Annotated in this window: 16 protein-coding genes and 1 pseudogene; 10 read left to right on the top strand and 7 right to left on the bottom strand. The window is 72.0% G+C overall.

The window, feature by feature from the left end; translation table 11 throughout:
* Position 1 precedes the first annotated feature (1 nt).
* On the bottom strand, positions 2-319 hold the full coding sequence (gene uraH / locus RB614_RS32590) for a hydroxyisourate hydrolase (RefSeq protein WP_308716525.1): 318 nt from the start codon (positions 317-319) through the stop codon (positions 2-4).
* Positions 316-813, bottom strand: a complete 498-nt coding sequence (gene uraD, locus RB614_RS32585; RefSeq protein ID WP_308716524.1) for a 2-oxo-4-hydroxy-4-carboxy-5-ureidoimidazoline decarboxylase — start codon at positions 811-813, stop codon at positions 316-318. Before uraD ends, uraH begins: the two co-directional genes overlap by 4 nt.
* Before the next feature lie 116 nt (positions 814-929).
* Here uraD and RB614_RS32580 point away from each other — a divergent pair, with 116 nt between their 5' ends.
* On the top strand, positions 930-2,450 hold the full coding sequence (locus tag RB614_RS32580) for a PucR family transcriptional regulator (protein ID WP_308716523.1): 1,521 nt from the start codon (positions 930-932) through the stop codon (positions 2,448-2,450).
* A gap of 880 nt (positions 2,451-3,330) precedes the next feature.
* On the opposite strand, the gene RB614_RS32575 is transcribed toward RB614_RS32580, so the two are convergent.
* Both RB614_RS32575 and RB614_RS32570 read right to left on the bottom strand, forming a co-directional pair.
* Positions 3,331-4,485 (bottom strand): XdhC family protein, encoded by a 1,155-nt coding sequence (locus RB614_RS32575; RefSeq protein WP_308716522.1) that lies wholly within the window; start codon positions 4,483-4,485, stop codon positions 3,331-3,333.
* Entirely contained in the window at positions 4,478-5,059 is a 582-nt protein-coding gene (locus RB614_RS32570; RefSeq protein ID WP_308716521.1) for a nucleotidyltransferase family protein, read from the bottom strand. Before RB614_RS32570 ends, RB614_RS32575 begins: the two co-directional genes overlap by 8 nt.
* Positions 5,060-5,076: 17 nt before the next feature.
* Between RB614_RS32570 and RB614_RS32565 the strand changes: the two genes are divergently transcribed.
* The 7 genes and pseudogenes from RB614_RS32565 (at position 5,077) to RB614_RS32535 (ending at position 14,708) form a co-directional block, all read left to right on the top strand.
* Positions 5,077-6,216 (top strand): epoxide hydrolase family protein, encoded by a 1,140-nt coding sequence (locus tag RB614_RS32565; RefSeq protein ID WP_308716520.1) that lies wholly within the window; start codon positions 5,077-5,079, stop codon positions 6,214-6,216.
* A gap of 258 nt (positions 6,217-6,474) precedes the next feature.
* Entirely contained in the window at positions 6,475-7,638 is a 1,164-nt protein-coding gene (locus RB614_RS32560) for an HNH endonuclease signature motif containing protein (RefSeq protein ID WP_308716519.1), read from the top strand.
* A gap of 61 nt (positions 7,639-7,699) precedes the next feature.
* Entirely contained in the window at positions 7,700-8,008 is a 309-nt protein-coding gene (locus RB614_RS32555) for a DUF1905 domain-containing protein (protein ID WP_308716518.1), read from the top strand.
* Positions 8,009-8,056: 48 nt separating this feature from the next.
* Positions 8,057-8,736: pseudogene (locus RB614_RS32550) on the top strand (SDR family oxidoreductase); the annotation flags it as partial.
* A gap of 61 nt (positions 8,737-8,797) precedes the next feature.
* Positions 8,798-10,903, top strand: coding sequence for a glycogen debranching protein GlgX (gene glgX / locus RB614_RS32545; protein ID WP_308716517.1), 2,106 nt, complete (start codon positions 8,798-8,800; stop codon positions 10,901-10,903).
* Positions 10,903-13,212 (top strand): malto-oligosyltrehalose synthase, encoded by a 2,310-nt coding sequence (gene treY, locus RB614_RS32540; RefSeq protein ID WP_308716516.1) that lies wholly within the window; start codon positions 10,903-10,905, stop codon positions 13,210-13,212. Before glgX ends, treY begins: the two co-directional genes overlap by 1 nt.
* On the top strand, positions 13,212-14,708 hold the full coding sequence (locus RB614_RS32535) for an alpha-amylase family glycosyl hydrolase (protein WP_308716515.1): 1,497 nt from the start codon (positions 13,212-13,214) through the stop codon (positions 14,706-14,708). The genes treY and RB614_RS32535 overlap by 1 nt, the downstream gene beginning before the upstream one ends.
* Before the next feature lie 963 nt (positions 14,709-15,671).
* On the opposite strand, the gene RB614_RS32530 is transcribed toward RB614_RS32535, so the two are convergent.
* Together RB614_RS32530 and RB614_RS32525 are read right to left on the bottom strand one after the other, a co-directional pair.
* A complete protein-coding gene (locus RB614_RS32530; RefSeq protein WP_308716514.1) occupies positions 15,672-16,370 on the bottom strand; it encodes a hypothetical protein in 699 nt (232 codons plus the stop codon).
* A 120-nt stretch (positions 16,371-16,490) separates the two neighbouring features.
* A complete protein-coding gene (locus tag RB614_RS32525; protein WP_308716513.1) occupies positions 16,491-17,213 on the bottom strand; it encodes a PP2C family protein-serine/threonine phosphatase in 723 nt (240 codons plus the stop codon).
* Positions 17,214-17,423: 210 nt separating this feature from the next.
* On the opposite strand from RB614_RS32525, the gene RB614_RS32520 reads away from it, so the two are divergent.
* Entirely contained in the window at positions 17,424-20,444 is a 3,021-nt protein-coding gene (locus RB614_RS32520) for a glycoside hydrolase family 9 protein (RefSeq protein ID WP_308716512.1), read from the top strand.
* A 68-nt stretch (positions 20,445-20,512) separates the two neighbouring features.
* Positions 20,513-20,764, top strand: a complete 252-nt coding sequence (locus RB614_RS32515) for a CPCC family cysteine-rich protein (protein ID WP_308716511.1) — start codon at positions 20,513-20,515, stop codon at positions 20,762-20,764.
* A 69-nt stretch (positions 20,765-20,833) separates the two neighbouring features.
* Here RB614_RS32515 and RB614_RS32510 read toward each other — a convergent pair whose 3' ends face one another.
* Positions 20,834-22,258 (bottom strand): Nramp family divalent metal transporter, encoded by a 1,425-nt coding sequence (locus RB614_RS32510; protein ID WP_308716510.1) that lies wholly within the window; start codon positions 22,256-22,258, stop codon positions 20,834-20,836.
* Between the last annotated feature and the right edge of the window lie 37 nt (positions 22,259-22,295).

Below are 22,295 nucleotides of genomic sequence, written 5' to 3'. Positions count from 1 at the left end.
CTCAGCTCCCCCGATAAGTCGTGTAGCCATACGGGCTCAACAGCAGCGGCACGTGGTGGTGACGGGCGGCGTCGGCCACCCGGAAGGCCACCGCCACCTCGGGAAAGAAGGCGCTGTGGGCGGCCGTGTCGAACACCAGGCGGTACACACCCGCACCCCATGCGCCCGCCGGCACCCAGTCGCGCAGCCGCCCGTCAGTGTCGGTGCGGCCGTCGGCGACGGGCGTCCAGCCGTCACCGTCCCGCCGTTCCAGCCGCACCGGCACCCCCCGCGCGGGCTCCCCCGTCGCGTTGTCGAGCACATGGGTGGAGAGGCTCATGCCGAAACCAGCCTCTCCAGCCGCAGCAGCGCGATCTTGCGAAGCTCCTCCTGGACGACCGGGCGCTCGGTCGCCTCGTCGTGCGCCAGCCGCGCCCGCGCCGCCGCCAGCATCTCCGGCGCGCTCTTGCCGGTCGCGAAGATCAGGAACACGTGCCCGAACCGCTCCTCGTACTCCCGGTTGGCCGCCACCAGCGCCGCCGCGACCGACGGGTCGTCCGCGCCCGCCTGCTCCCGCCGCGACCAGGCCGCCTCCCGCCCCGCGCCGGCCGGGCGCTCCCCGATCCGGGGGTGCGCGGACAGGGCCAGCACGACGTCCGCCCAGGTCAGGGCCCGTGCGGCGGCGTCACCCGCCGCCTTGAGCGCCATCCGGTCCGGGTACGGCCGGCCGCCCGCGACCGCCTCCGCCCAGGCTGGGGCGGCGCAGCACGCGAGGAGCTCGTGCTCGGCCTCGGCGGGCGGGAGCGCGTTGAACTCGGCGAGGCTGTCTGCCATTCGGTCAGTAGACCAGTCCGCCAACCGGCCATGAAGCGGTGTCGACACCGAAACCGCAACATGAGCGCCGTAGGGTTTTCGTAGGTTCCTACAACCGCCACCGGGAGACGTACGCGATGCTGCTGCGCGAGGTGCTCGACCAGCCTCGGCTGAAGCTTGCCCTGCTCACCGGCGTGGAAGGGCGCGAAGCCCCGGTCACCCGGGTCTACGTCACCGACCTGCCCGACCCCAGCCGCTACCTGGCCGGCGGCGAGGTCGTGCTGACCGGCCTGATGTGGCGGCGCGGCCCGGAAGACTCCGAGGTGTTCGTGGCGGCGTGCGCGGCCGGCAAGGTCACCGCCATCGGCGCGGGCGACGCGGTCTTCGGCAGCATCCCGGCCGACCTTGTCGAGGCGTGCGCCCGCCACGGGATCCCGCTCTTCGAGGTACCGGTCGAGGTGTCGTTCCGGGAGATCGTCGACGCGGTCAACCCGTCACTCTGGGCGCAGCGGGCGAGCGGACTGGCCACCGTACTCGGGCGTCAAAGAGGTCTTGTGGCGGCGATGGCCGCGGGGGCCCGGCTGGCCGACCTGCTCCCACCTGTGGCTGCCGACCTCGGCCTGGCCTGCTGGGTGTTTTCGCCGACCGGCCGCCCCATCGCCGGCACGGAGGCCGCGCCGCCCGGCGGCGAGCTGGCCCGCGCCTTCCTGGCGGCCACCCGGCTGCCCAGGACGGCGGGCGACGGGCGGTACGCGCTGGTGGGGGTGCCCGGGCGGCCGGAGCACCGGCTGGCGTCGTGGTTCGTGGCGTTCGAGGCGGACCCGGAGGCCCCGTCCGGGCTGCCGGACGGGGCGGAGGAGCTGGTCAGCCTGGTCGCGCTGGAGCGCGCGCAGCTGGACGAGGTGGTGCGCGTGGAGCGGCGCCTCGCCGACAGCCTGGGCCGCCAGCTCGCCACCGGCGCCGGCGCGGCCGACCTGCGGGCCGGCGCGCTGTCGTGCGGGCTGGAGCCGGAGTCGACGTTCGTGGCGGTGGTGGCCGCCCTGACCGGCCTGCGCACGCCGCCCGACCTGACCGTCGCGGTGCTGGAGGAGGCCCTGCGCGCGGTGTCCGCACACGCGGCCGTCACCCCCCTCCCCGACCAGGCCGTGCTCGGCCTGGTGACGGCTCCGCCCGGGGTCGACGTGCCGGCCGCGCTCCGCGCCGCGGTCGACGCGCTGACCCCCGGCCTCGGCACCGGCCGCCTGGCGATCGGCGTGAGCGCGCCGGCGGTCGGCGTGGCGACGCTGCCGGGCGCGGTCGCGGAGGCCCGGCACGCCCACCGCTCCGCCCACGGCCGTACGGCGGTGGTCTGCTCGACCGAGCTCGCCTCCCACCAGCTCCTGCTCGCGCGGGTGCCGGCGGACGCGCGCGAGGCGTTCCGGGAGCGGCTGTTGGGCCCGCTGGTGGCGTACGACCAGGCCCACGACGCCGACCTGGTGCGCACGCTCGCCGAGTTTCTGGAGTGCGGCGGCTCGTGGAGCCGGTGCGCCGAACGCCTCCACGTGCACGTCAACACCCTCCGCTACCGGATCAGCCGGGTCGAGGCCCTGACCGGCCGCGACCTGGGCCGCTTCGAGGACCGCGTCGACTTCTTCCTCGCCCTCCGCCTGTCCCGCTAGCACGGCGGCCCCTGACCTTTGCCGGGCTCTACCGTCCACATTCACCAGCCCGTCCGTTCGGCCCGCGGCCCGCGGCCCGCGGTCCGCGCGGACAATGGGCCGTTCGCCGAGATCGTGGTACTCAGGTGCCCCGCAGGGGGCACTGGAATACCACGATCACCGTGCGCCGACCGGATTTGACGCAGGGCAAGCCGTACGAACCCCCGCCTTCCCGCGTCGATCAAGGTTTGCGGCCCAACAGCCGTGGACAAGCTCGGACGGCGCGGCCCCTAGGCACGGACCCAGCCCCATGATCGACTTAACGTGAGTGGCATAGGGTCCAGCCCGTTGCTCCCGGGGCCTCACCCTCCGCGCTCCATACCCTCCGCCCGCGCCTCAGCTCACCGTCGCCTTGGCCCGTCCCCGCGACCCCAGGCCTCCAGCGGCGGTCACCCTGAGACCTCGGCCGGCGCCGCGGCGGGCCCCCGGCGGCTCGGCCCGCACACCCCAGCCGCGGACCACACACCGGGAGCGTTGCCGGGTCCCGGACGGGGCGATGATCGTTTCGCCTTCGGCGGTGGGGTCGGGATACAGCAGAAACCAGGTTTCTGCTGCTACGGACGCCCTTGGGTTCAAGAGCAGAAACTAGGTTTCTGCGCGGACCTTGAGGGCGCGCGCCTGCGCTGGAAGGGCAGGCGTGGCGTGGCGACCGCCGAAAGTCGCCACGCCACTCTCCCATCGAGGAGTGCCCGGGCACCGGCGCGATCGACGCCGGTGGATAGCGAGTATCACACCGGGACCGAAACAGAGTCAACAGTTTCCGGAAAAGTGTCGGTAGGCTCCGACGCCCCGTCAGCAGCGGAAACGCACGTCACGAAAGGCAGCGAACCAGGGCGGCGGGTTACCCGTGGATCCGCCCGCTCGTCTCCGAGAGCCGGGCCCCGCGGCCACCCCACTTGCGCGCGACGATCTCGGCGGCGATGCTGACCGCGGTCTCCTCGGGGGTACGCGCGCCCAGGTCGAGCCCGATCGGCGAAGAGAGCCGGGCCAGCGCCTCCTCGCCCACGCCGGCCTCGCGCAGCCGCGCCAGCCGGTCGTCGTGGGTGCGGCGGGAGCCCATCGCGCCCACGTACGCCAGGGGCAGGTCGAGCGCGGCCCGCAGCACCGGCACGTCGAACTTCGGGTCGTGGGTCAGCACGCACACCACCGTGCGCTCGTCGAGCCGCCCACCCTCGGCCTCGGCGGCCAGGTAGCGGTGCGGCCAGTCGACGATCACCTCGTCGGCCTCCGGAAAGCGCTTGGCCGTCGCGAACACCGGCCGCGCGTCGCACACCGTCACCCGGTAGCCGAGGAAGGTGCCGACCCGGGCCACCGCCGCCGCGAAGTCGATCGCGCCGAAGACGATCATGCGGGGCCGCGGCGCGTACGCCCGCACCAGCACGCTCAGCCCGCTGCCCCGGCGCTGCCCGTCGGGTCCATAGTGGAGCACCCCGGTGCGGCCGGCGGCGAGCAGCCCGCGCCCGTCGTCGGTGGCCGCGTCGTCCAGCCGCGCGGAGCCGAGCGTCCCCTCCCGCTCGCCGGGGCCGTGCTTGCTCTGCTCGCCTCGCTCGCCGGTGGCCCCGGACGCCCCGATCACCAGGTGGCGGCCGATCCGGTCGGGCGGCCCCTCGATGCAGGTGAGCACCGCGACCGGCACGCCCTTGTCGATCGACTCGGCCACCCGCGCCAGCCACGGGAAGCTCTCCCGGTCGACCCGCTCCACGAATAGCTCGATCGTGCCGCCGCAGGTCAGACCCACCGAGAAGGCGTCGTCGTCGCTCACCCCGTACCGCTGGAGGCGCGGCACCCCGTCGGCGATGGCCTCCTTGGAGAGGTCGTAGACCGCGCCCTCGACGCAGCCGCCGGAGACGCTGCCGACCGCCGTGCCGTCCGGGCCGACCAGCATGGTCGCGCCCGGCGGACGCGGCGCGCTCTTCCACGTGGCGACGACCGTCGCCATCCCCACCGGCTGGTCTTCCTGCCACCAGCGCAACAGGTCGTCAAGGACGTCACGCATGAGAACCAGTGTGCTCCTCGGGTGTGTCGACGTCACGGTCGTCGGCCACGTCGTCGCACGGGACGACCCGCACGGCCGCGGCGTGGGCGGCGAGGTAGGGCCGCGCGCCGACATCGCCCGTCGCGGCCGCCGCGACGCCCGCCCAATGCTCGCGGCCGAGCAGCACCGGATGCCCCCTGCGGGGGCCATAACCCGCCATGACCAGCGCGTCGGGCGAGGCCAGCGCCGCGACCCGCCGGACCGCCGCGGGCGTCACTCCAGGAAGATCAACAAGGAGTACGAGAATCGCCTGCACGCCAAGCTCCAGAGTTGCCCGCAGCCCCCTCCCCAGCGAGGAACCCATGCCCGTCGGCCACTCCGGATTTTCGACCACGATCGCCGTGCCCAGCCTCGCCTCGGCGCGCACCCGGTCGGCGGCCGCACCCAGCACCACGACCACCGGATCGCACCCGCCCTCGCGCAGCGTCTGCGCGCCCCGCTCCACGAGCAGGTGCCCACCCATCCGGACGAGGGCCTTCGGCATGCCGTACCGCCGGCCGGCACCCGCGGCAAGCAGCAGTCCGGCGACGGTCATCGCCCTACTGTATTCCCGTGGAGGAGTTCGAGATCGACGTCGACGAAGCCGTCCTCACCGACCTGCGCGACCGCCTGCGCCGCACCCGGTGGCCCGAGCCCGCGCCCGGCGAGCCATGGTCCCAGGGCACCGACGAGGCGTACCTGCGCGAGCTGCTCGCCTACTGGGCGGACGGCTACGACTGGCGGGCCCAGGAGCGCGACCTCAACCGATTCGCCCATTTCCGCACCACGCTCGACGACACGCAAGTCCACTTCGTGCACGCCCGCGCCGAGGGTGGCGGCGGCATCCCGCTGGTCCTCACGAGCGGCTGGCCGAGCACCTTCGCCGAGCTGCTCCCGCTGGTACCGCTGCTCACCGACCCGGCCGCGCACGGCATCGACGGCCCGGCGTTCGACCTGGTGCTCCCCTCGCTGCCCGGCTACGGCTTCTCGCCGCGCCCGCCCCGCACCGGCATCACGTACCGTTATGTCGCCGGGCTGTGGCACCGCCTGATGCGCGAGCTGGGGTACGAGCGCTACGCCGCGGGCGGCAGCGACTTCGGCGCCGGCGTCGCCACGTACATGGGGCTCGACGACCCCGCCCCGCTCATCGGCCTGCACCTCAGCACGCCCGAGATCCCGCCCTACACCGGCCCCGGCTCCCGCCCGCTCTCCGACGCCGAACGCGCCTACCGCGAGGGCTTCGCGCGGTGGTCGCTCACCGAACGCGGCTACCAGCAGATCCAGTCGACCAGGCCGCAGACGCTCGGGTACGGCCTCGCCGACTCCCCCGCCGGCCTGGCCGCCTGGATCCTGGAGAAGTGGCGCGCCTGGTCCGACCCGGCCCGCGCGATCGACCGCGACCTGCTGCTCACCACCGTCACGCTCTACTGGGTCACCGGCACGATCACGTCTTCGATGCGCGACTACTTCGACAACCGCTGGTTTCGCGAGCCGCTGGGGCCGGACGACTTCGTGGACGTCCCCACCGGCTTCGCCAAGTTCGACCACCACCTGGCCGACGAGGGCGACATCCCCCGCGAGTGGCTCGAACGCCTCTTCGCCATCCGCCGCTGGACACCCATGCCCCGGGGCGGGCACTTCGCCGCCGCCGAGGCGCCGGCGCTGCTGGCCGCCGACATCGCCGCCTTCTTCGGGTCCCTCTCAACGCCGTAACCCATCCCGCCTCCCCGGGTCAGTGGAACAAGATCAAAGCTCCCCTCACGTCGTTCTAGCGACCTGAAGGGAGCTTTGATCACAAATAAATCACCGCGACTCCGAAAGATTCCTAGATCGACGAAGATAACTGGTGGTCTTGGTTTTTGCGCGCGACAATTAGAGGGTGTTGGCGGATGCGTTAGCCGAGCTCAGGTCCCTCGCCGCTAAATGCGCTGACGCACCGACCTGGCCTCTTGCGGACGACGCGCTCGTCGATTGTCTGGACGCGATTCACCAGATCACACAAACCATCACGCGACTGAGTTGCACCTTATCCGGGAAATCGACGGTCGCGGCCTTTCCGTCGCGCACGGCTCCTCCAGCACCGCCGTGTGGCTCCGAGAGCGCCTACGGATCAGCATTCACACCGCGAAGCGGTCCGTCGCTCTGGCCCAGGCGGTCGACCACCGTCCCGCCCTCGACGCGGCGCTGGTCGCCGGCACGCTAAACGTGGAGCAGGCGACGGTGGTTGCCGCCGCGACCCAGGGCCTTCCCACCGACCTCGGCCCCGAGCTGGTCGACAAGGCGGAAGCCGTGCTGATCGGCCAGGCCACCGAGTTCGAGCCGGCTATCCTGCGCAAGGCCGGGGAGCGGATCCTCGCCCACGTCGCACCAGAGCTGGCCGACGCCGCTGACGCTGCGGCCTTGCGGCGCCTGGAGGCCCGGGCCTGGCAGGGCCGAGCGTTCCAGCTGACTCGTCAAGGTGACGGCCGGGTTCGCGTGACGGGCTGGCTGGACGAGGCCGGCGCCGCCACCGTCGACGCCGCCATCGACCCGCTGTGCGCGCCCCGCCACGACAACGACGAGCCCCGTACTCCTGCCCAGCGCCGGGCCGACGCGCTTGTCGAGGTCTGCGACCTCGCGACCCGCGGCGACCACCTGCCCGACAGCGGCGGCGGGCAGCGGCCGCATGTAGTGGTTACCGTCCCGTTCGACCTGCTCGACCGACAGCTCGGCGCCGGCATGCTGGACACGGGTGGGCGGCTCAGTCCGCCGCAGGTGCGCCAGTTGGCCTGCGACGCCCACCTGATCCCGGCGGTGCTCGGCGGCGACGGCCAGGTCCTCGACCTGGGCCGCGGCCGTCGACTCATCACCGGGCCGCTGCGGCGAGCGCTGGAGGTCCGCGACCGCGGATGCGCCTTTCCCGGGTGTGACCGGCCGCCACGCTGGTGCCACGGCCACCACATCCGCGCCTGGGCTGACGGTGGGCCGACCACTTTGGACAATAGCGTCCTGCTCTGCGGCTACCACCACGGCGTCATCCATCGCGGGCACTGGGCGGTCCGGCTCGGCGCCGGCGGGCTGCCCGAGTTCGTCCCACCCGCCCATGTGGACCCGGGGCGACGACCCCGCCGCAATCTCTATCACCGCAGGACGTGACGAGCGACTCCCCGCTACACGCGGCCCGATTCCTGTCGGACCCGGATGCGATGCTCGGCACATGCTGGTGGAGTTCGATGCCGAGCTGTGGATCTGGGACGCGCGGCGAGACGAAAGCTGGACCTTCGTCACGCTGCCCACCGACGTCTCCGACGAGATCCGCGACAGCGCGGTCGCGACCGGTCCTCGGCGCGGCTTCGGCTCGGTCCGCGTCCGGGTCACGATCGGCACCAGCACCTGGACCACCTCGATCTTCCCGGACGCCGGCCGTGGCGCATACGTGCTGCCCATCAAGCGCGCCATCCGCAAGGCCGAGTCACTGGCGGAGGGCGACACCGCCAAGGTCGTTGTCGAGCTCCTCGCCCCCTGATCACGGTTCGCCGCTGGTTCTGTCGGAGGTTCGTGTGAGCATCGCGGCATGACTGCCAGGAGCTTGACGGACCAGGTCGCCCTGGTCGCGGGCGCCACGCGGGGCGCGGGGCGGGGCATCGCGACGGAGCTGGGCGCGGCCGGCGCGACGGTGTACGTGACCGGGCGCTCGACCCGGGAGCGGCGCTCGGAGTACGACCGGCCGGAGACGATCGAAGAGACCGCGGAGCTGGTGGAGCGGGCCGGCGGGGTGGCGATCCCGGTGCGGGTCGACCACCTGGAGCCGGACCAGGTGCGGGAGCTGGTCGGGCGGGTCGAGCGCGAGCAGGGGCGGCTCGACATCCTGGTCAACGACATCTGGGGCGCCGAAAACCTGGTGACCTGGGAGCGCCGGATGTGGGAGCAGGACCTCGACAAGGGGCTGCGCATGCTCCGGCTGGCGATCGAGACCCACATCGTCACCAGCCACGCCGCGCTGCCGCTGCTGACCCGGCGGCCGGGCGGGCTGGTGATCGAGGTGACCGATGGGACGAAGGCGTACAACGACGCCCACTACCGGGTGTCGTTCTTCTACGACCTGGCGAAGGTGGCGGTCAACCGGATGGGCTTCACGCTCGCCGAGGAGCTGCGGCCGTCGGCGGCACCGCGGTCTCGCTGACGCCGGGGTGGCTGCGCTCCGAGATCATGCTCGGCATCTTCGGCGTGACCGAGGACGCGGGCCGACCCGCCGACGTCACGGGATACCGCTAAAGCACGACTAAACGCCCAGGTCACGCCGTACTGTGTGGCTATGCTGGTGTGGCCTGGGCGCCGATACCCCTTGGGCGCGACGTACGACGGTGTGGGCACCAACTTCGCCATCTACTCCGAGGTGGCCGAGGCCGTCGAGCTCTGCCTCTTCGACTCCGACGGCACCGAGCGGCGGATCGAGCTGCCCGAGGTCGACGCGTTCGTCTGGCACGTCTTCCTGACCGGCGTCGAGCCCGGCCAGCGCTACGGCTTCCGGGTGCACGGGCCGTACGACCCGGGGCGCGGGCTCCGCTGCAACCCCAACAAGCTGCTCCTCGACCCGTACGCGAAGGCCGTCGACAGCGACGTGCGCTGGGATCCGGCCCTCTACGGGTACGACCTGGAGCACCCCGAGCGGATGTCCGAAGTGGACTCGGCGCCGTTCATGCCGAAGGCGGTCGTGGTCAACCCGTACTTCGACTGGGGCAACGACCGCCCGCCCCGCCGGCCGTACCACGACACGCTCATCTACGAGGCGCACGTCAAGGGGCTCACCTGGCGCCACCCGGACATCCCCGAGCAGCTGCGCGGCACGTACGCGGGCATCGCCCACCCGGTGATGATCGAACACCTCACGCGGCTGGGCGTGACCGCGATCGAGCTGATGCCGGTGCACCAGTTCATCCACGACCACCACCTTGACCAGCGTGGCCTGCGCAACTACTGGGGCTACAACACCATCGGCTACTTCGCGCCCTACCACGGGTATTCGGCGATGGGCCCGCTGGGGCAGCAGGTGCAGGAGTTTCGCGGGATGGTGCGGGCGCTGCACGCCGCCGGCATCGAGGTCATCCTCGACGTGGTCTACAACCACACCGCCGAGGGCAACCACCTCGGACCGACGCTCGGCTTCAAGGGCATCGACAACGCCGCGTACTACCGGCTCGCCGACAACGCGCCACAGTCCTACCTGGACTACACCGGCTGCGGCAACAGCCTCAACATGCGCGGCCCGCAGACGCTCCAGCTCATCATGGACTCGCTGCGGTACTGGGTGCAGGAGATGCACGTCGACGGCTTCCGGTTCGACCTGGCCGCCGCGCTGGCCCGGGAGTTCTACGAGGTCGACCGCCTCTCCACGTTCTTCGAGGTGGTGCAGCAGGATCCGGTGGTGAGCCGGGTCAAGCTCATCGCCGAGCCGTGGGACATCGGGCCCGGCGGCTACCAGGTGGGCAACTTCCCTCCCTTGTGGACGGAGTGGAACGGCAAGTTTCGCGACACCACCCGCGACTTCTGGCGTTCGCAGCCGGTGCTCGCCGAGTTCGCCAGCCGGATCAGCGGTTCGGCCGACCTCTACCAGGACGACGGGCGGCGGCCGTTCCACAGCATCAACTTCGTCACCTGCCACGACGGCTTCACCCTCACCGACCTGGTGTCGTACAACGACAAGCACAACGAGGCGAACGGCGAGGACAACCGCGACGGCGAGAGCTACAACCGCTCGTGGAACTGCGGTGTGGAAGGCGCCACCGACGACGCCGACGTGCTCGCGCTCCGCGCCCGGCAGCGCCGCAACTTCCTCGCCACGCTGCTGCTCTCCCAGGGCGTGCCGATGCTCAGCCACGGCGACGAGCTGGGCCGCACCCAGCGCGGCAACAACAACGTGTACTGCCAGGACAACGAGTTCTCCTGGGTGGACTGGGAGGACGTCGACGAGCGGCTGCTCGACTTCGTCCGTCACCTGACCGCGTTCCGGGCCCGCCACAAGGTGTTCCGGCGGCGGCGCTTCTTCACCGGCGACCCGGTCAAGACGCGCAGCGCGTCGACGCCGGTGGCCGACATGGAGTGGTTCACGCCGGACGGGCGGCAGATGCAGGGCACCGACTGGGACAGCGACGTCGGCGCGCTGGCGGTCTTCGTCAACGGCGAGGGGATCCGCGAGCGCGGCCGGTACGGCGAGCGCCAGTCGGACAACTCGTTCCTGCTCTGCTTCAACGGCCACCACGAGCCGGTCGAGTTCGTGCTGCCACCGGAGGAGTACGGCGAGAAGTGGCAGGCGGTCATCGACACCGCCGAGGCCGGACCGGTCAGCCCGGAGACGGTGGGCGCGGGTGCGCGGGTGCGCGTGCTGGAGAGATCGCTGCTCGTGCTGGACCGGGCGCTCTAATGACCGGGCCGCGCCCCGAGGCCGGCGAGGTCCGGTCCGAGGAGCGAAGCGACGAGCGCGGCCGGCCGCGCCCCACCTACCGCATCCAGGTGCGGCCGGACTTCGACCTGCTCGCGACCGCCGAGCAGGTGGACTACCTCGCGGCGCTCGGCGTCGGCCACCTCTACAGCGCGCCGCTGCTCGCCGCCGCGCCCGGCTCCGCCCACGGGTACGACGTCGTGGACCACTCCCGCGTCAACCCGGAGCTGGGCGGGCCGGCCGCGTTCGACCGGCTGCGCGAGGCGCTCCGCGAGGCCGGCCTCGGCCTGGTGGTCGACATCGTGCCCAACCACGCCGGCGTCGCGGTGCCCTCGGCCAACCCGGCCTGGTGGGACGTGCTGCGCCGGGGGCAGGGCTCGCCGTACGCGCCGTGGTTCGACATCGACTGGGCGCGCGGGCGGATCCGGCTGCCGGTGCTCGCCGACGACCCCGCCGCGCTCGACGACCTCAAGGTGGTCGGCGACGAGCTGGTGTACCAGGAGCAGTGCTTCCCGATCGCGGACGGCACCGGCGGCGGCGAGCCGCGCGAGGTGCACGACCGCCAGCACTACCGGCTCGTCTCGTGGCGCAAGGGGCCGAGCTACCGCCGCTTCTTCGCGGTGTCCACATTGGCCGGACTGCGCGTCGAGGACCCGGACGTGTTCGACGCGACACACGCGGAGATCCTGCGCTGGGACGCCGACGGCATCCGGGTCGACCACCCGGACGGGCTCCGCGACCCGGGCGCATACCTGGCCCGGCTGCGCGGGACGGCGCCCTCCGCGTGGCTGCTGGTGGAGAAGATCCTGCGGCCGGGCGAACGGCTCCCCCGTTCCTGGCCGGTGGACGGCACCACCGGGTACGACGCGCTGGGTGAGGTGTGCGGCCTCTTCGTCGACCCGGATGGGGAGGAGACGTTCAGCCGGCTCGCCGGGACCGCCAGGTGGCCCGACGTCGCGTACCAGTCCAAAGTGGAGGCCGCCACCACGCTGCTGGCCACCGAGCGCGACCGGCTGGCCCGGCTCGCGCCGGAGATCCCGCGCGCCGCGGAGGCCCTCGCCGAGCTGGCCGCCTGCTTCGAGGTCTACCGCTCGTACCTGCCCAGCGGCGCCCGCCACCTCGCGGCCGCTCGCGTCGAGGCCGGCCACCGCCGCCCCGACCTGACCGAGGCGCTGGACGCGGTCACGACCCGGCTCGGCGACCCGGAGGACGAGCTGGCGGCGCGCTTCCAGCAGTACACCGGCGCGGTGATGGCCAAGGGCGTGGAGGACACCGCCTACTACCGGTACACCCGCTTCGTCGCGCTCAACGAGGTGGGTGGCGACCCGGGTCGCTTCGGCGTGACGCCGGAGGCGTTCCACCGGGCGGCCGCCATGCGCGAGCGGGACTGTCCACACTCGATGACCACGCTGTCCACACACGACACCAAGCGCTCGGAGGACGTGCGGGCCCGGCTCGCCGTACTCACGGAAATGCCGGCTGAATGGGCGGCGGCGCTGCGCCGGTGGACGAAGGCCGCGCCGCTCCCAGCTGGGCCCGATTCAAACCGTGGGGCTCTTGCCCTTCTGCTCTGGCAGACCGTGGCCGGCGCGTGGCCGATCGAGCGCGAGCGGCTGCACGCCTACCTGGAGAAGGCGGCGCGCGAGGCCTCCGTCTCCACCAGCTGGAGCGACCCGGACCGCGACTTCGAGGCGGCGATGCACGGCGCCGTCGACCGGGCCTACGACGACGAGGCGCTGCGCGCGGACATCACGGCGTTCGTCGTGAGCATCACGGGGTACGGCTGGTCCAACTCGCTCGGCCAGAAGCTGGTGCAGCTCGCGATGCCGGGCGTGCCGGACACGTACCAGGGCACGGAGCTGTGGGACAACTCGCTGGTCGACCCGGACAACCGCCGGCCGGTCGACTTCGGCGCGCGGCGCGACCTGCTCGCCCGCCTGGACGCGGGGTGGCTGCCGCCGGTGGACGAGACCGGCGCGGCCAAGCTGCTCGTGACGAGCCGGGTGCTGCGGGCCCGGCGCGACCGCCCGTTCACCGGCTATTCACCGGTGTCGGTGGAGGGGTCCGCGGCCGAGCACGCGGTGGCGTTCGACCGGGATGGTGTCGTGGCGGTAGCCACCAGATTGCCAGCGAAGTTGGCATTTCGTGGGGGCTGGGGCGGCACTAAGCTGGCGTTGGCTCCGGGGCGCTGGACCGACGCGTTGACAGGGCGCACGTGGCAGGCCCGGCGGGTGCCGCTGTCCGAAGTGCTGTCCGCCTATCCAGTAGCTCTCTTGGTGGCTGCCACATGATGACTCGATTCAGTGTGTGGGCGCCGGAGGCCTCGCGGCTTCGCGTGCGCATCGGCGGGATCGACCACTCCATGGCGCTCGACGCCGGCGGGTGGTGGCGCACCCACGTGGAGTGCGCCGCGCACGGCACCGACTACATGTACCTGCTGGACGACTCCGACGAGCCGCTGCCCGACCCGCGCTCGCGCTGGCAGCCGTACGGTGTGCACGGCCCCAGCCGCACCTACGACCACGCCGCCTTCCCGTGGACCGACGACCAGTGGACCGGGCGCGATCTGTCCGGCGGTGTCATCTACTCGGTACGGGTGGGCGCTTTCACCCCGGACGGCACGTTCGACGCGGCGATCGCCCGCCTCGACCACCTCGCCGAGCTCGGCGTCAGCGCGGTCGAGCTGCACCCGGTCAACGTCGAGCGCGGCTCGACCCACCACAGCGCCTGCTGGTACACGCCGCACCCGTCGTACGGCGGGCCGGACGGGTTGAAGCGCTTCGTCGACGCCTGCCACGAGCGCGGCATCGCGGTGGTGCTCGACCTGGCGTACGACCATCTCCAGCCCGGCGCCGGCGCCCACCGCATCGGGCCGTACCTGGCCGAGGTGGCCAACACCTGGGGCCACACGCTCGCGCTCGACGGCCCGCACGGCGCCGGCATGCGCAGCTTCATCACCGACAACGTGCTGATGTGGCTGCGCGACTACCACGCCGACGGGGTACGGCTGGACGCCGCGCACACGCTCATCGACCGCGACGCGATGCTGCTGCTCGACGAGCTCTCCACCGCCGTCTCCGCGCTCTCGATCAGCCTCGGCCGGCCGCTGGCGCTGATCGCCGGCTCGGGCCTCGCCGGCGCGCGGTTCATCCCCGGACCCGGCGCCGACCTCGCCGAACTGCTCGCCCCCTCCACCGGCGGCGCGGCCGGCATCCCGGCGCTCGACCGCGACTACCGGGCCGAGTTCGGGTCGCTGGAGCAGCTCTTCGGCATCCTCCGCGCCGGCTTCTCGACCGTGCTCACCACCGACCGCCCCACCGCCGCCCTCTCCCCCGGCCTGCTCCGGATCGGGGCGACGCTGCTGCTCACCGCCCCCTCCACGCCGGTGTTGCAGATGGGCGAGGAGTGGGCGGCGCGGGTGCCGTTCGTGCCCGACGGGGTGCCGACGCTCGGCGCCCTGGACTGGTCCGAGCTCGACAAGGCCGAGCACCGCGACATGCTCGACCTGCACCGCCGCCTGATCATGCTGCGCGGCAGCCACCCCGACCTGGCCGCGCCGGTGCTTCGGCGCAGCGAGGTGTGGCACGGCGGCAGCTTCCTCGCCATCCGCCGCGGCTCGTGCGTGGTGGTGGCCAACCTGGGCCGCACCACCCAGCGCATCAACCTGCGCGGCACCGCCCGCTCGGTGCTGGCCGCGACCGAGCCCGGCCTGGTCCTGGTCCACGACGCGGCCGACCTGCCCGGCGAGTCGGCCGCGGTGATCGCCTGCTGCCGCTTCGACCGCTGACACATCCCGGGCGCCGCGCCCCCTGCGGCGCCCGCTGATCCAAAGGACCCATTCCAAGGACATGAGCTACCGCGATGTCCGCGGTAGTTGCGCGGGGTCCCGGGGAAACGTGGAGCGTTTCCTGGGGTGCGTTCCCGCGGCCTCACCCTCCGCGGTTGGCAACCTCGGGTCGTGGTGGGGCCCGACCGCCGAGGTACCCGGCCGCCGGCCGCCGGTCCAGGGCGGGGTCTGCCCATCCGCTCAGCGGCGGACCGGCCGCCTTGTCACGCGGAGGGTGAGGCGGTCCTGACCCATGCCACTCACGCCAATCCGATCAAGGCTGTGAGCTGGGCACGCTCGGGAGCGTCAGGCCGTCGCCCGGCCCGGCGGCCCGCGGTCACCACCGGGCGGGTGGTCGAGATCGTGGTACGCAGGTGCCCTCGGGCGGGCGGATCCGTACCACGATCTGCCGGGACGCTCCGCTGTTGAGCCCTGAACTCTCGGGGTCGAGGTTCCGTCCGCCCTTTGAACGCCGTCGGGGTGGGCTGGCTCGGCGGGATCGGCGCGTGCGTATCCGGCACTGTCGATCGAGCAGGCGACCGTCCCGGTCGTGCGTGGTGCACAAGCCGCCTCACCCTCCTCCCGATCGGCCTGGCCGACGAGCACCGGGCGGTCGTCGAGATCGTGGTATCCAGGTGCCCTCGGGGAGGCACCGGAATACCACGATCGCCGCGTGTCCGCCGGGTTTGGGGTGTCAAGCCGTTCCGGCCAGGACGGGCTGGCCCGTGATCGGGCTTGGGCTGAGTGGCATTGGGTGTGGACCACCGCGGACGTCGCGGTAGCTCACCTCTTCTTGGAATAGATCGCGCCTCGTCGCGCCCCGCGGCCCCGCGGCCCGTCGCGTCCCGCGGCCCCGCGGCCCGTCGCGTCCCGCGGCCCCGCGGCCCCGCGGCCCCGCCGCCCCGCCGCCCCGCCGGTGGAGCTTCACAGGGGGGCGGTGTTGATGCGGCGGAGTTCGATGGTCCAGGTCGGGCCGAACTGGCGCAGCGAGTCGCCGCCGCACGTGTAGCGCTCGGGGTCGATGCTGCCGCTCAGCGGCGCGCGGCCGGTCTCCTTGCCGCTCTGCCGCCAGATCACGGTGCCGGTCGCCTTCGAGTTGCTGTACAGGATCTGGCCGCCGTTGGTCTGCCAGTTGTACGTCATCCGGCCGGTCGTGATCACCTCGTACGTGCGATTGTTGACCTTGGCGCGGGCGTTGATGCCGCGGTCGCCGTACCTGACCTCGAGCGTGCCGTCGGCCCGGAAGTGCTGGACGGCTCCCCAGCTGTGCAGGCGCATCTTCACCCCGTCGATCGTCGTGTCGGTGTCGTGCGAGGTCTCCTGCCAGGTGCCGATCAGGCACGAGTCGTGCAGCGGGTCCTCCGAAGTGGACGGTGTCGGGGACGGCGACGCCGAGGCGGGCGCAGCCGGAGCGGAAGGTGAAGACGTGGCGGAGGGCACGGAGGACGGTGACGAAGAGGCGGCCGAGAGCCCCGGGCCACCGTTCTCCAGGTCGGAAGAAATGATCATCGCGCCGGCGATGATGCCGGCGAGCAGCAGCAGCGCGAGCCCGCCGACCAGGATCGGCAGGGTGGCGCCCACCTGGTTGTTGGGCGGGGGTGGCGGCGGCGAGCCGGGATGCATGGACGGAACCGTATCCCGTCCGCGCCGCATCGGGCCACGGCGCGAGGGCCGCGCATCGGCTGCGCCGCAAGAAGCACCGTCGGGCCAAGCCAAAGGAGAAGCGTCGGCGACGCCGGAGGATCAGCCCTCCTCGACCACGTCGGCGATCACGACGGTGATGTTGTCCGGCCCGCCGGCCCGCAGTGCGAGGTCGACCAGGCGCCGCGCGCATTCGCCCGGATCCGGGTACCCGCCGAGCGTCTCCCCGATCGTCTCCGCGGTGACCACATTGGACAGGCCGTCGCTGCACAGCAGCCACCGGTCACCGGCGGTGGGGCGCATGAACGTGTACGCCGGGGTGGCGTCCCCGCCCTGCAGCGCCTGGGTGACCACCGCCCGCCGCGGGTGGTGGCTGGCCTGCTCCGGGGTGATCACGCCCTCGTCCACGAGCATCTGCACGAACGTGTCGTCCCTGGTCATCTGCTGCAGTTCCCCCTCGCGCAGCAGGTACGCGCGGGAGTCTCCGACGTGCCCGAGGGCCAGGGCGGTGCCGGTGAACAGCACGGCGGTGAGCGTGGTACCCATGCCGTCGCGGCTCGGATCCTCGGCGACCGCCTCGCGGATGCGGCCGTTGGCGGTGGCGAGCGCCTCGCGCAACGCGTCGATCAACCCGTCATCCGGTATCTCCCGGTCCAGCGGCGCCACGGACTCGATGACGATGCGGCTGGCGAGGTCACCGGCGGCCATCCCGCCCATGCCGTCGGCGACGGCGAGCAGGCGCGGCCCGGCGTGCACCGAGTCCTGGTTCGCGGGCCGAACCAGGCCGGTATCACTCACCGCCGCGTAGCGCAGCTTCAGGGTCATGGCTGGGAGCCTGCCAGGGCGACGTTTGGATGTCTCTAGTAGATCACCGCTCCCGCCCGCTACGGGGTTAAATTCCTTTTTGTTCCGGGGCCGGCCGGGCAGTCACGCGCTGGACGCCAGGGCGGGCCAAGACATCGATTGACATCACCGAAACGCGCTGGCAACATCGATGCCCAATGGGAGCGCTCCCACATCTGGAAGGGATCCGCCGTGCCCCGACGCCTCCTCGCGGTCCTCGCCGCCGCCCTCCTCACCGCCACCGGACTCACCGCCACGGCCTACGCCGAAGAGGTCGAGCACATAGACAACGGCACCTTCGAAGGCAGCACCGTGCCCTGGTGGAGCACCGAAAACACCCCGATCTCCGCCGCCGGCGACCGCCTCTGCGCCGAGGTGCCGGGCGGCCAGGCCAACCCCTGGGACGCCAGCCTCGGCCACGGCGACATCCCGCTGGTCGACGGCGACGCATACCGGCTGACCTTCACCGCCTGGGCCACCGCGCCGGTCACCGTCCGCGCGAACGTCCAGCTCGACGAGGTCCCCTACACCACCGTCCTGTCCCGCGACGTCGCCCTCACCACCACACCCCAGACCTTCGGGTACGACTTCACCGGCTCCCTCGACTCCGCGAACGGCGTCTTCACGTTCCAGCTCGGCGGCTCGGCCGACCCGTTCACGTTCTGCCTGGACGACGTCTCGCTGACCAGCGAGTCCGGCGGCGGCAACGGGGGCGCGCCGGAGCAGGTGGAGAACGGCGACTTCGACGACGGCACGAGCGGCTGGTACTCGTACGGCACCACCTCCACGGCGGTGGTCGACGGCAAGCTCTGCTCCGAGGTGCCCGGCGGCCTGGCCAACCCGTGGGACGCGGGCGTCGGCCAGAACGACGTACCGCTGATCGCCGGCGCGGCGTACACGTTCGCCTTCGACGCCAGCGCGACGCCGGGCGCCACCGTCCGGGCCGCCGTGCAGCTCGGCGTGGACCCGTTCACTTCGTACCTGAGCCGGGACGTGCAGCTGACCGCCGAGAGCCAGCGCCTGGAGTTCACCTTCACCGCACCGGTCGACACCGACCAGGCGCAGGTCGCGTTCCAGGTCGGCGCCAACGCCACCGCGTACACCTTCTGCCTCGACAACGTCTCCCTGCTCGGCGGCGAGGAGGAGCCGCCGTACGTGCCGGAGACCGGGCCACGCGTCCGGGTCAACCAGGTCGGCTACCTCCCGTCCGGCCCGAAGGGCGCGACGCTCGTCACCACCGCCACCGAGGCGCTGCCCTGGCAGCTGAAGGACAGCGCCGGCACCGTCGTGGCCAGCGGCCAGACCACGCCGCGCGGCACCGACCAGGCCTCCGCGCAGAACGTCCACACCGTCGACTTCGGCTCCTTCACGACCGCGGGAACGGGGTACACGCTGACCGCCGACGGCGAGACCAGCCACCCGTTCGACATATCGTCTGACGTCTTCAAGCAGCTCCGGTCCGACTCGCTCCAGTTCTTCTACGCCCAGCGCAGCGGCATCGAGATCGACGGTGGCCTGATCGGCGCGGAGTACGCCCGCCCCGCCGGCCACCTCGGCGTGGCCCCCAACAAGGGCGACACCGACGTACCCTGCCAGGCCGGCGTCTGCGACTACCGGCTGGACGTGCGCGGCGGCTGGTACGACGCGGGCGACCACGGCAAGTACGTGGTCAACGGCGGCATCGCCACCGCCCAGTTGCTGAGCACGTTCGAGCGGACCAAGACCGCCCCGAGCGCCGGCGGTGGCGCGGGTCTGGCCGACGGCACCCTGCGGGTACCCGAGCGGGGCAACGGCGTGCCGGACGTGCTGGACGAGGCGCGGTGGGAGCTGGAGTTCCTGCTCCGGATGCAGGTGCCGGCCGGCGAGCCGCTCGCCGGGATGGCGCACCACAAGATGCACGACGCCAACTGGACCGGCATCCCGATGGCCCCGCAGGACGACCCGCAGCAGCGCGAGCTGCACGCGCCGTCCACCGCAGCCACGCTCAACCTCGCCGCCACCGCCGCGCAGGGCGCCCGCCTCTTCGCGCCGTACGACGCGGCGTTCGCGGACAGGGCGCTGGCGGCGGCGAAGACCGCGTACGCGGCGGCCGAGGCCAACCCGGCCGTGTACGCCGACCCGCAGGACGGCAACGGCGGCGGCACGTACAGCGACGGTGACGTGACCGACGAGTTCTACTGGGCGGCCGCCGAGCTGTACCTCACCACCGGCGAGGCCGGGTACCTGGCGGACGTCACCGCCTCACCGCACCACACCAGCGACGAGGTGTTCGGCCTGACCGGCTTCGGCTGGGGCAGCACCGCCGCGCTCGGCCGGCTCGACCTGGCCACCGTCCCGAGTGGACTGCCAGCCGCCGAGCGGGACCGGCTGCGCGCCTCGGTGCTCGCCGCCGCGGACGCCTACCTCGCCACCCAGGCCGGCCAGGCGTACGGCCTGCCGATGCCGGGCCACCGCGGCGCCTACTTCTGGGGCGCCAACAGCAACATCCTCAACAACATGGTGGTGCTCGCCACCGCGTACGACCTCTCCGGCGCGGCGAAGTACCGGGACGGCACGATCCAGGGCATCGACTACGTCCTGGGCCGCAACGCGCTCAACCAGTCCTATGTGACCGGCTGGGGCGAGAAGGCGTCGCAGAACCAGCACAGCCGGATCTTCGCCAACCAGGCGGACGCCGCACTGCCGCACCCGCCGGCCGGCTCGATCGCGGGCGGGGCGAACGCCAGCCTCGACGACCCGTACGCCAAGCAGCTGCTGGACGGCTGCGCGCCGATGTTCTGCTACGTCGACCACATCGAGTCGTACGCGACGAACGAGGTGGCGATCAACTGGAACTCGGCCCTGGCCTGGGTCGCCTCGTTCCTGGCCGACCAGGGCGCGGCCGGCTCGACCCCGGCGACCCGCTGCCGGGTGAGCTACGTCGTGCACGGCACCTGGACCGGTGGCTTCACCGCGCAGGTCACGGTCGCCAACGCCGGCACGACCGCGATCGACGGGTGGTCGTTGCGCTGGGCGTTCCTAGGTGGACAGAAGGTCACCCAGTCGTGGCTGGCCGACACCACCCAGTCCGGCGCCGTGGTCACCGCGCGGAACCAGTCGCACAACCGCCGCATCGAACCGGGCGTGTCGAAAACGTTCGGCTTCAATGCCACGACCAGCGGACCCAACCCGCGACCCGGCCTGTTCACCCTGAACGGCGCCACCTGTAGCTGAAAGATCGGCCATACGATCACCCGTCCCCGGGTTACGCCGGGGGCGGGTGGCGTGAAAGGCTAGAGCGCGTGGGTGGTAAGGGTCAGGCTGCGGTGGTAAGCCGCTGTCCATGTTGTGGTTACCGGACCGGGTGCGTGACATGCCCGGTCTGCTTCTGGACCGACCCCGCGCAGGCGGATCCGGGGGCGTTCGTCGCGGTGGGCGGGCCAAACGGCGATCTGACGCTGAGCGAGGCCAAGCTCAACTTCGCGCTCTACGGTGCCAGCCATCCCAAGTACCGGGACGTGGTGCGTAAGCCCCGGCCCGAAGAGATCGTCTAGCTCGTGATCAAAGCTCCCCTCATGTCGTTCTAACGACGTGGCGGGAGCTTCGATCACGAACGCGGAGCGTCAGCGCAGCCAGTCGAGCAGCTTGTCCCCCTGCTGCCAGACGGTGAGCGCGGAGAAGACGCCGAAGAGGGCCACCGACCACATCAGAGCCGCGACCCGGTAGGCACGCGGCCGGATCTGGCTGGGCAGCACCTTGCGGTTGAGCACCAGCAACAGGATCGAGTAGAAGAACATCATCAGCCCGCCGACGCAGGCGGAGATGACGAGCAGCGGCAGCGGCTGGTCGAAACCGGCGACGAGGATGCCGCACCCGATCGCCACCAGGCCCCAGACGAGTCCGAAGTAGAGCTTGCTCTCCGACACCCGGGGCAGGTACGAGGTCTTCAGCACGTCGGCCGCGAGCCGGCTGGTGTAGTCGACGATGCCCATCGCGGCGGCGAAGAGCGACAGCGCGCCGACCACCCAGAAGAGTACGCCGAACCAGCCGCCCACGATCTGCTTGAGCCGCTCCCCCTCCACCTCCAGAAACGAGACGCTGTTCGAAAGGCCCGGTACGCCGTACACGGTGGAGTAGGCCAGCAGCGACATCAGCACGATCGTCACGAACGAGATCAGCACGAACGTGGCGAGCTGCTCCTGGTTGGCCAGCTTCCACCACCGGCGCCAGCGGCCCAGGTTGTCCTCGCTCGGCTCGAAGACGTACCCGCCACCGCCGGCGGCCGCCTCCTCGTGGCCGGTGACCGGGCTGGTCAGGCGCGGGACGTAGGCGCCCATGCCGTACCGCTTGTCCCGGATCCAGTTGCTCTGGCAGAGGTTCTGGCCGCCGCCGGCACCGGCGAAGACGAGCGCGGAGAGCATGAGCGCGAAGCCGAGCTCGGTCGGGAACTCCGGCGCGGTGACCGAGTCCGGCAGGTCGCCCCACGCGCTCGCCGAGATGGCGAACCCGATCGCCACCACCATGAAGACCACGACGAGCGCGACCTTGACGAACTCGACCCGTTCCAGCGCGTTGTAGACGACCGGCGCGAGCGTCAGCGTGGCGCCGATGACCAGCAGCATGCCGACCGCGATCCAGGTGGCGTCGCCGCCGAAGAGGTACGTGACCATGGTGGCCGAGCTGGTGGACCAGCCGGGCCACAGGTTCGCGAAGTACACCATGATCGCGAAGACCAGACCCCAGTGCCGCCAGAACCGGGAGAAGCCGGTCAGCGCGGTCTCCCCGGTCGCGAGCGTGTACCGCTCGATCTCCATGTTGAGGAAGTACTGGGTGATGATGCCGACCGCGGCCGCCCAGAGGAAGACGAGCCCGACCTGCGAGGCGATGTACGGGAAGAGCACGAACTCGCCGGAAGCCAGCCCCACGCCGGCCGCCACCACCCCGGGTCCGATGATCCGCCACGGCGACCGGGGCGGGTCGGGCAGCTCTCGTACGGTCACCCGGGGCAGGTGCCGGGTGGGAAATCGATCGGCAGCCGTCTGTGTCATGCGGCCCTGTCCCCACCGGCCCGATACTTCAAACCTG

It is taken from the genome of Phytohabitans maris, assembly GCF_031085175.1.
Lineage (GTDB): Bacteria > Actinomycetota > Actinomycetes > Mycobacteriales > Micromonosporaceae > Phytohabitans > Phytohabitans maris.
The sequence above is the reverse complement of the archived record's forward strand: the minus strand, read 5'-3'. Positions and strand labels throughout refer to the sequence as shown.

What these genes read in the sequence shown, in the direction of transcription:
- uraD (WP_308716524.1), bottom strand. Translation starts at nt 813, where the DNA reads ATGGCAGACAGCCTCGCCGAGTTCAACGCGCTCCCGCCCGCCGAGGCC.
- RB614_RS32555 (WP_308716518.1), top strand. Translation starts at nt 7,700, where the DNA reads ATGCTGGTGGAGTTCGATGCCGAGCTGTGGATCTGGGACGCGCGGCGA.
- RB614_RS32525 (WP_308716513.1), bottom strand. Translation starts at nt 17,213, where the DNA reads ATGACCCTGAAGCTGCGCTACGCGGCGGTGAGTGATACCGGCCTGGTT.
- glgX (WP_308716517.1), top strand. Translation starts at nt 8,798, where the DNA reads ATGCTGGTGTGGCCTGGGCGCCGATACCCCTTGGGCGCGACGTACGAC.
- RB614_RS32570 (WP_308716521.1), bottom strand. Translation starts at nt 5,059, where the DNA reads ATGACCGTCGCCGGACTGCTGCTTGCCGCGGGTGCCGGCCGGCGGTAC.
- treY (WP_308716516.1), top strand. Translation starts at nt 10,903, where the DNA reads ATGACCGGGCCGCGCCCCGAGGCCGGCGAGGTCCGGTCCGAGGAGCGA.
- RB614_RS32575 (WP_308716522.1), bottom strand. Translation starts at nt 4,485, where the DNA reads ATGCGTGACGTCCTTGACGACCTGTTGCGCTGGTGGCAGGAAGACCAG.
- RB614_RS32530 (WP_308716514.1), bottom strand. Translation starts at nt 16,370, where the DNA reads ATGCATCCCGGCTCGCCGCCGCCACCCCCGCCCAACAACCAGGTGGGC.
- RB614_RS32580 (WP_308716523.1), top strand. Translation starts at nt 930, where the DNA reads ATGCTGCTGCGCGAGGTGCTCGACCAGCCTCGGCTGAAGCTTGCCCTG.
- RB614_RS32535 (WP_308716515.1), top strand. Translation starts at nt 13,212, where the DNA reads ATGACTCGATTCAGTGTGTGGGCGCCGGAGGCCTCGCGGCTTCGCGTG.
- uraH (WP_308716525.1), bottom strand. Translation starts at nt 319, where the DNA reads ATGAGCCTCTCCACCCATGTGCTCGACAACGCGACGGGGGAGCCCGCG.
- RB614_RS32510 (WP_308716510.1), bottom strand. Translation starts at nt 22,258, where the DNA reads ATGACACAGACGGCTGCCGATCGATTTCCCACCCGGCACCTGCCCCGG.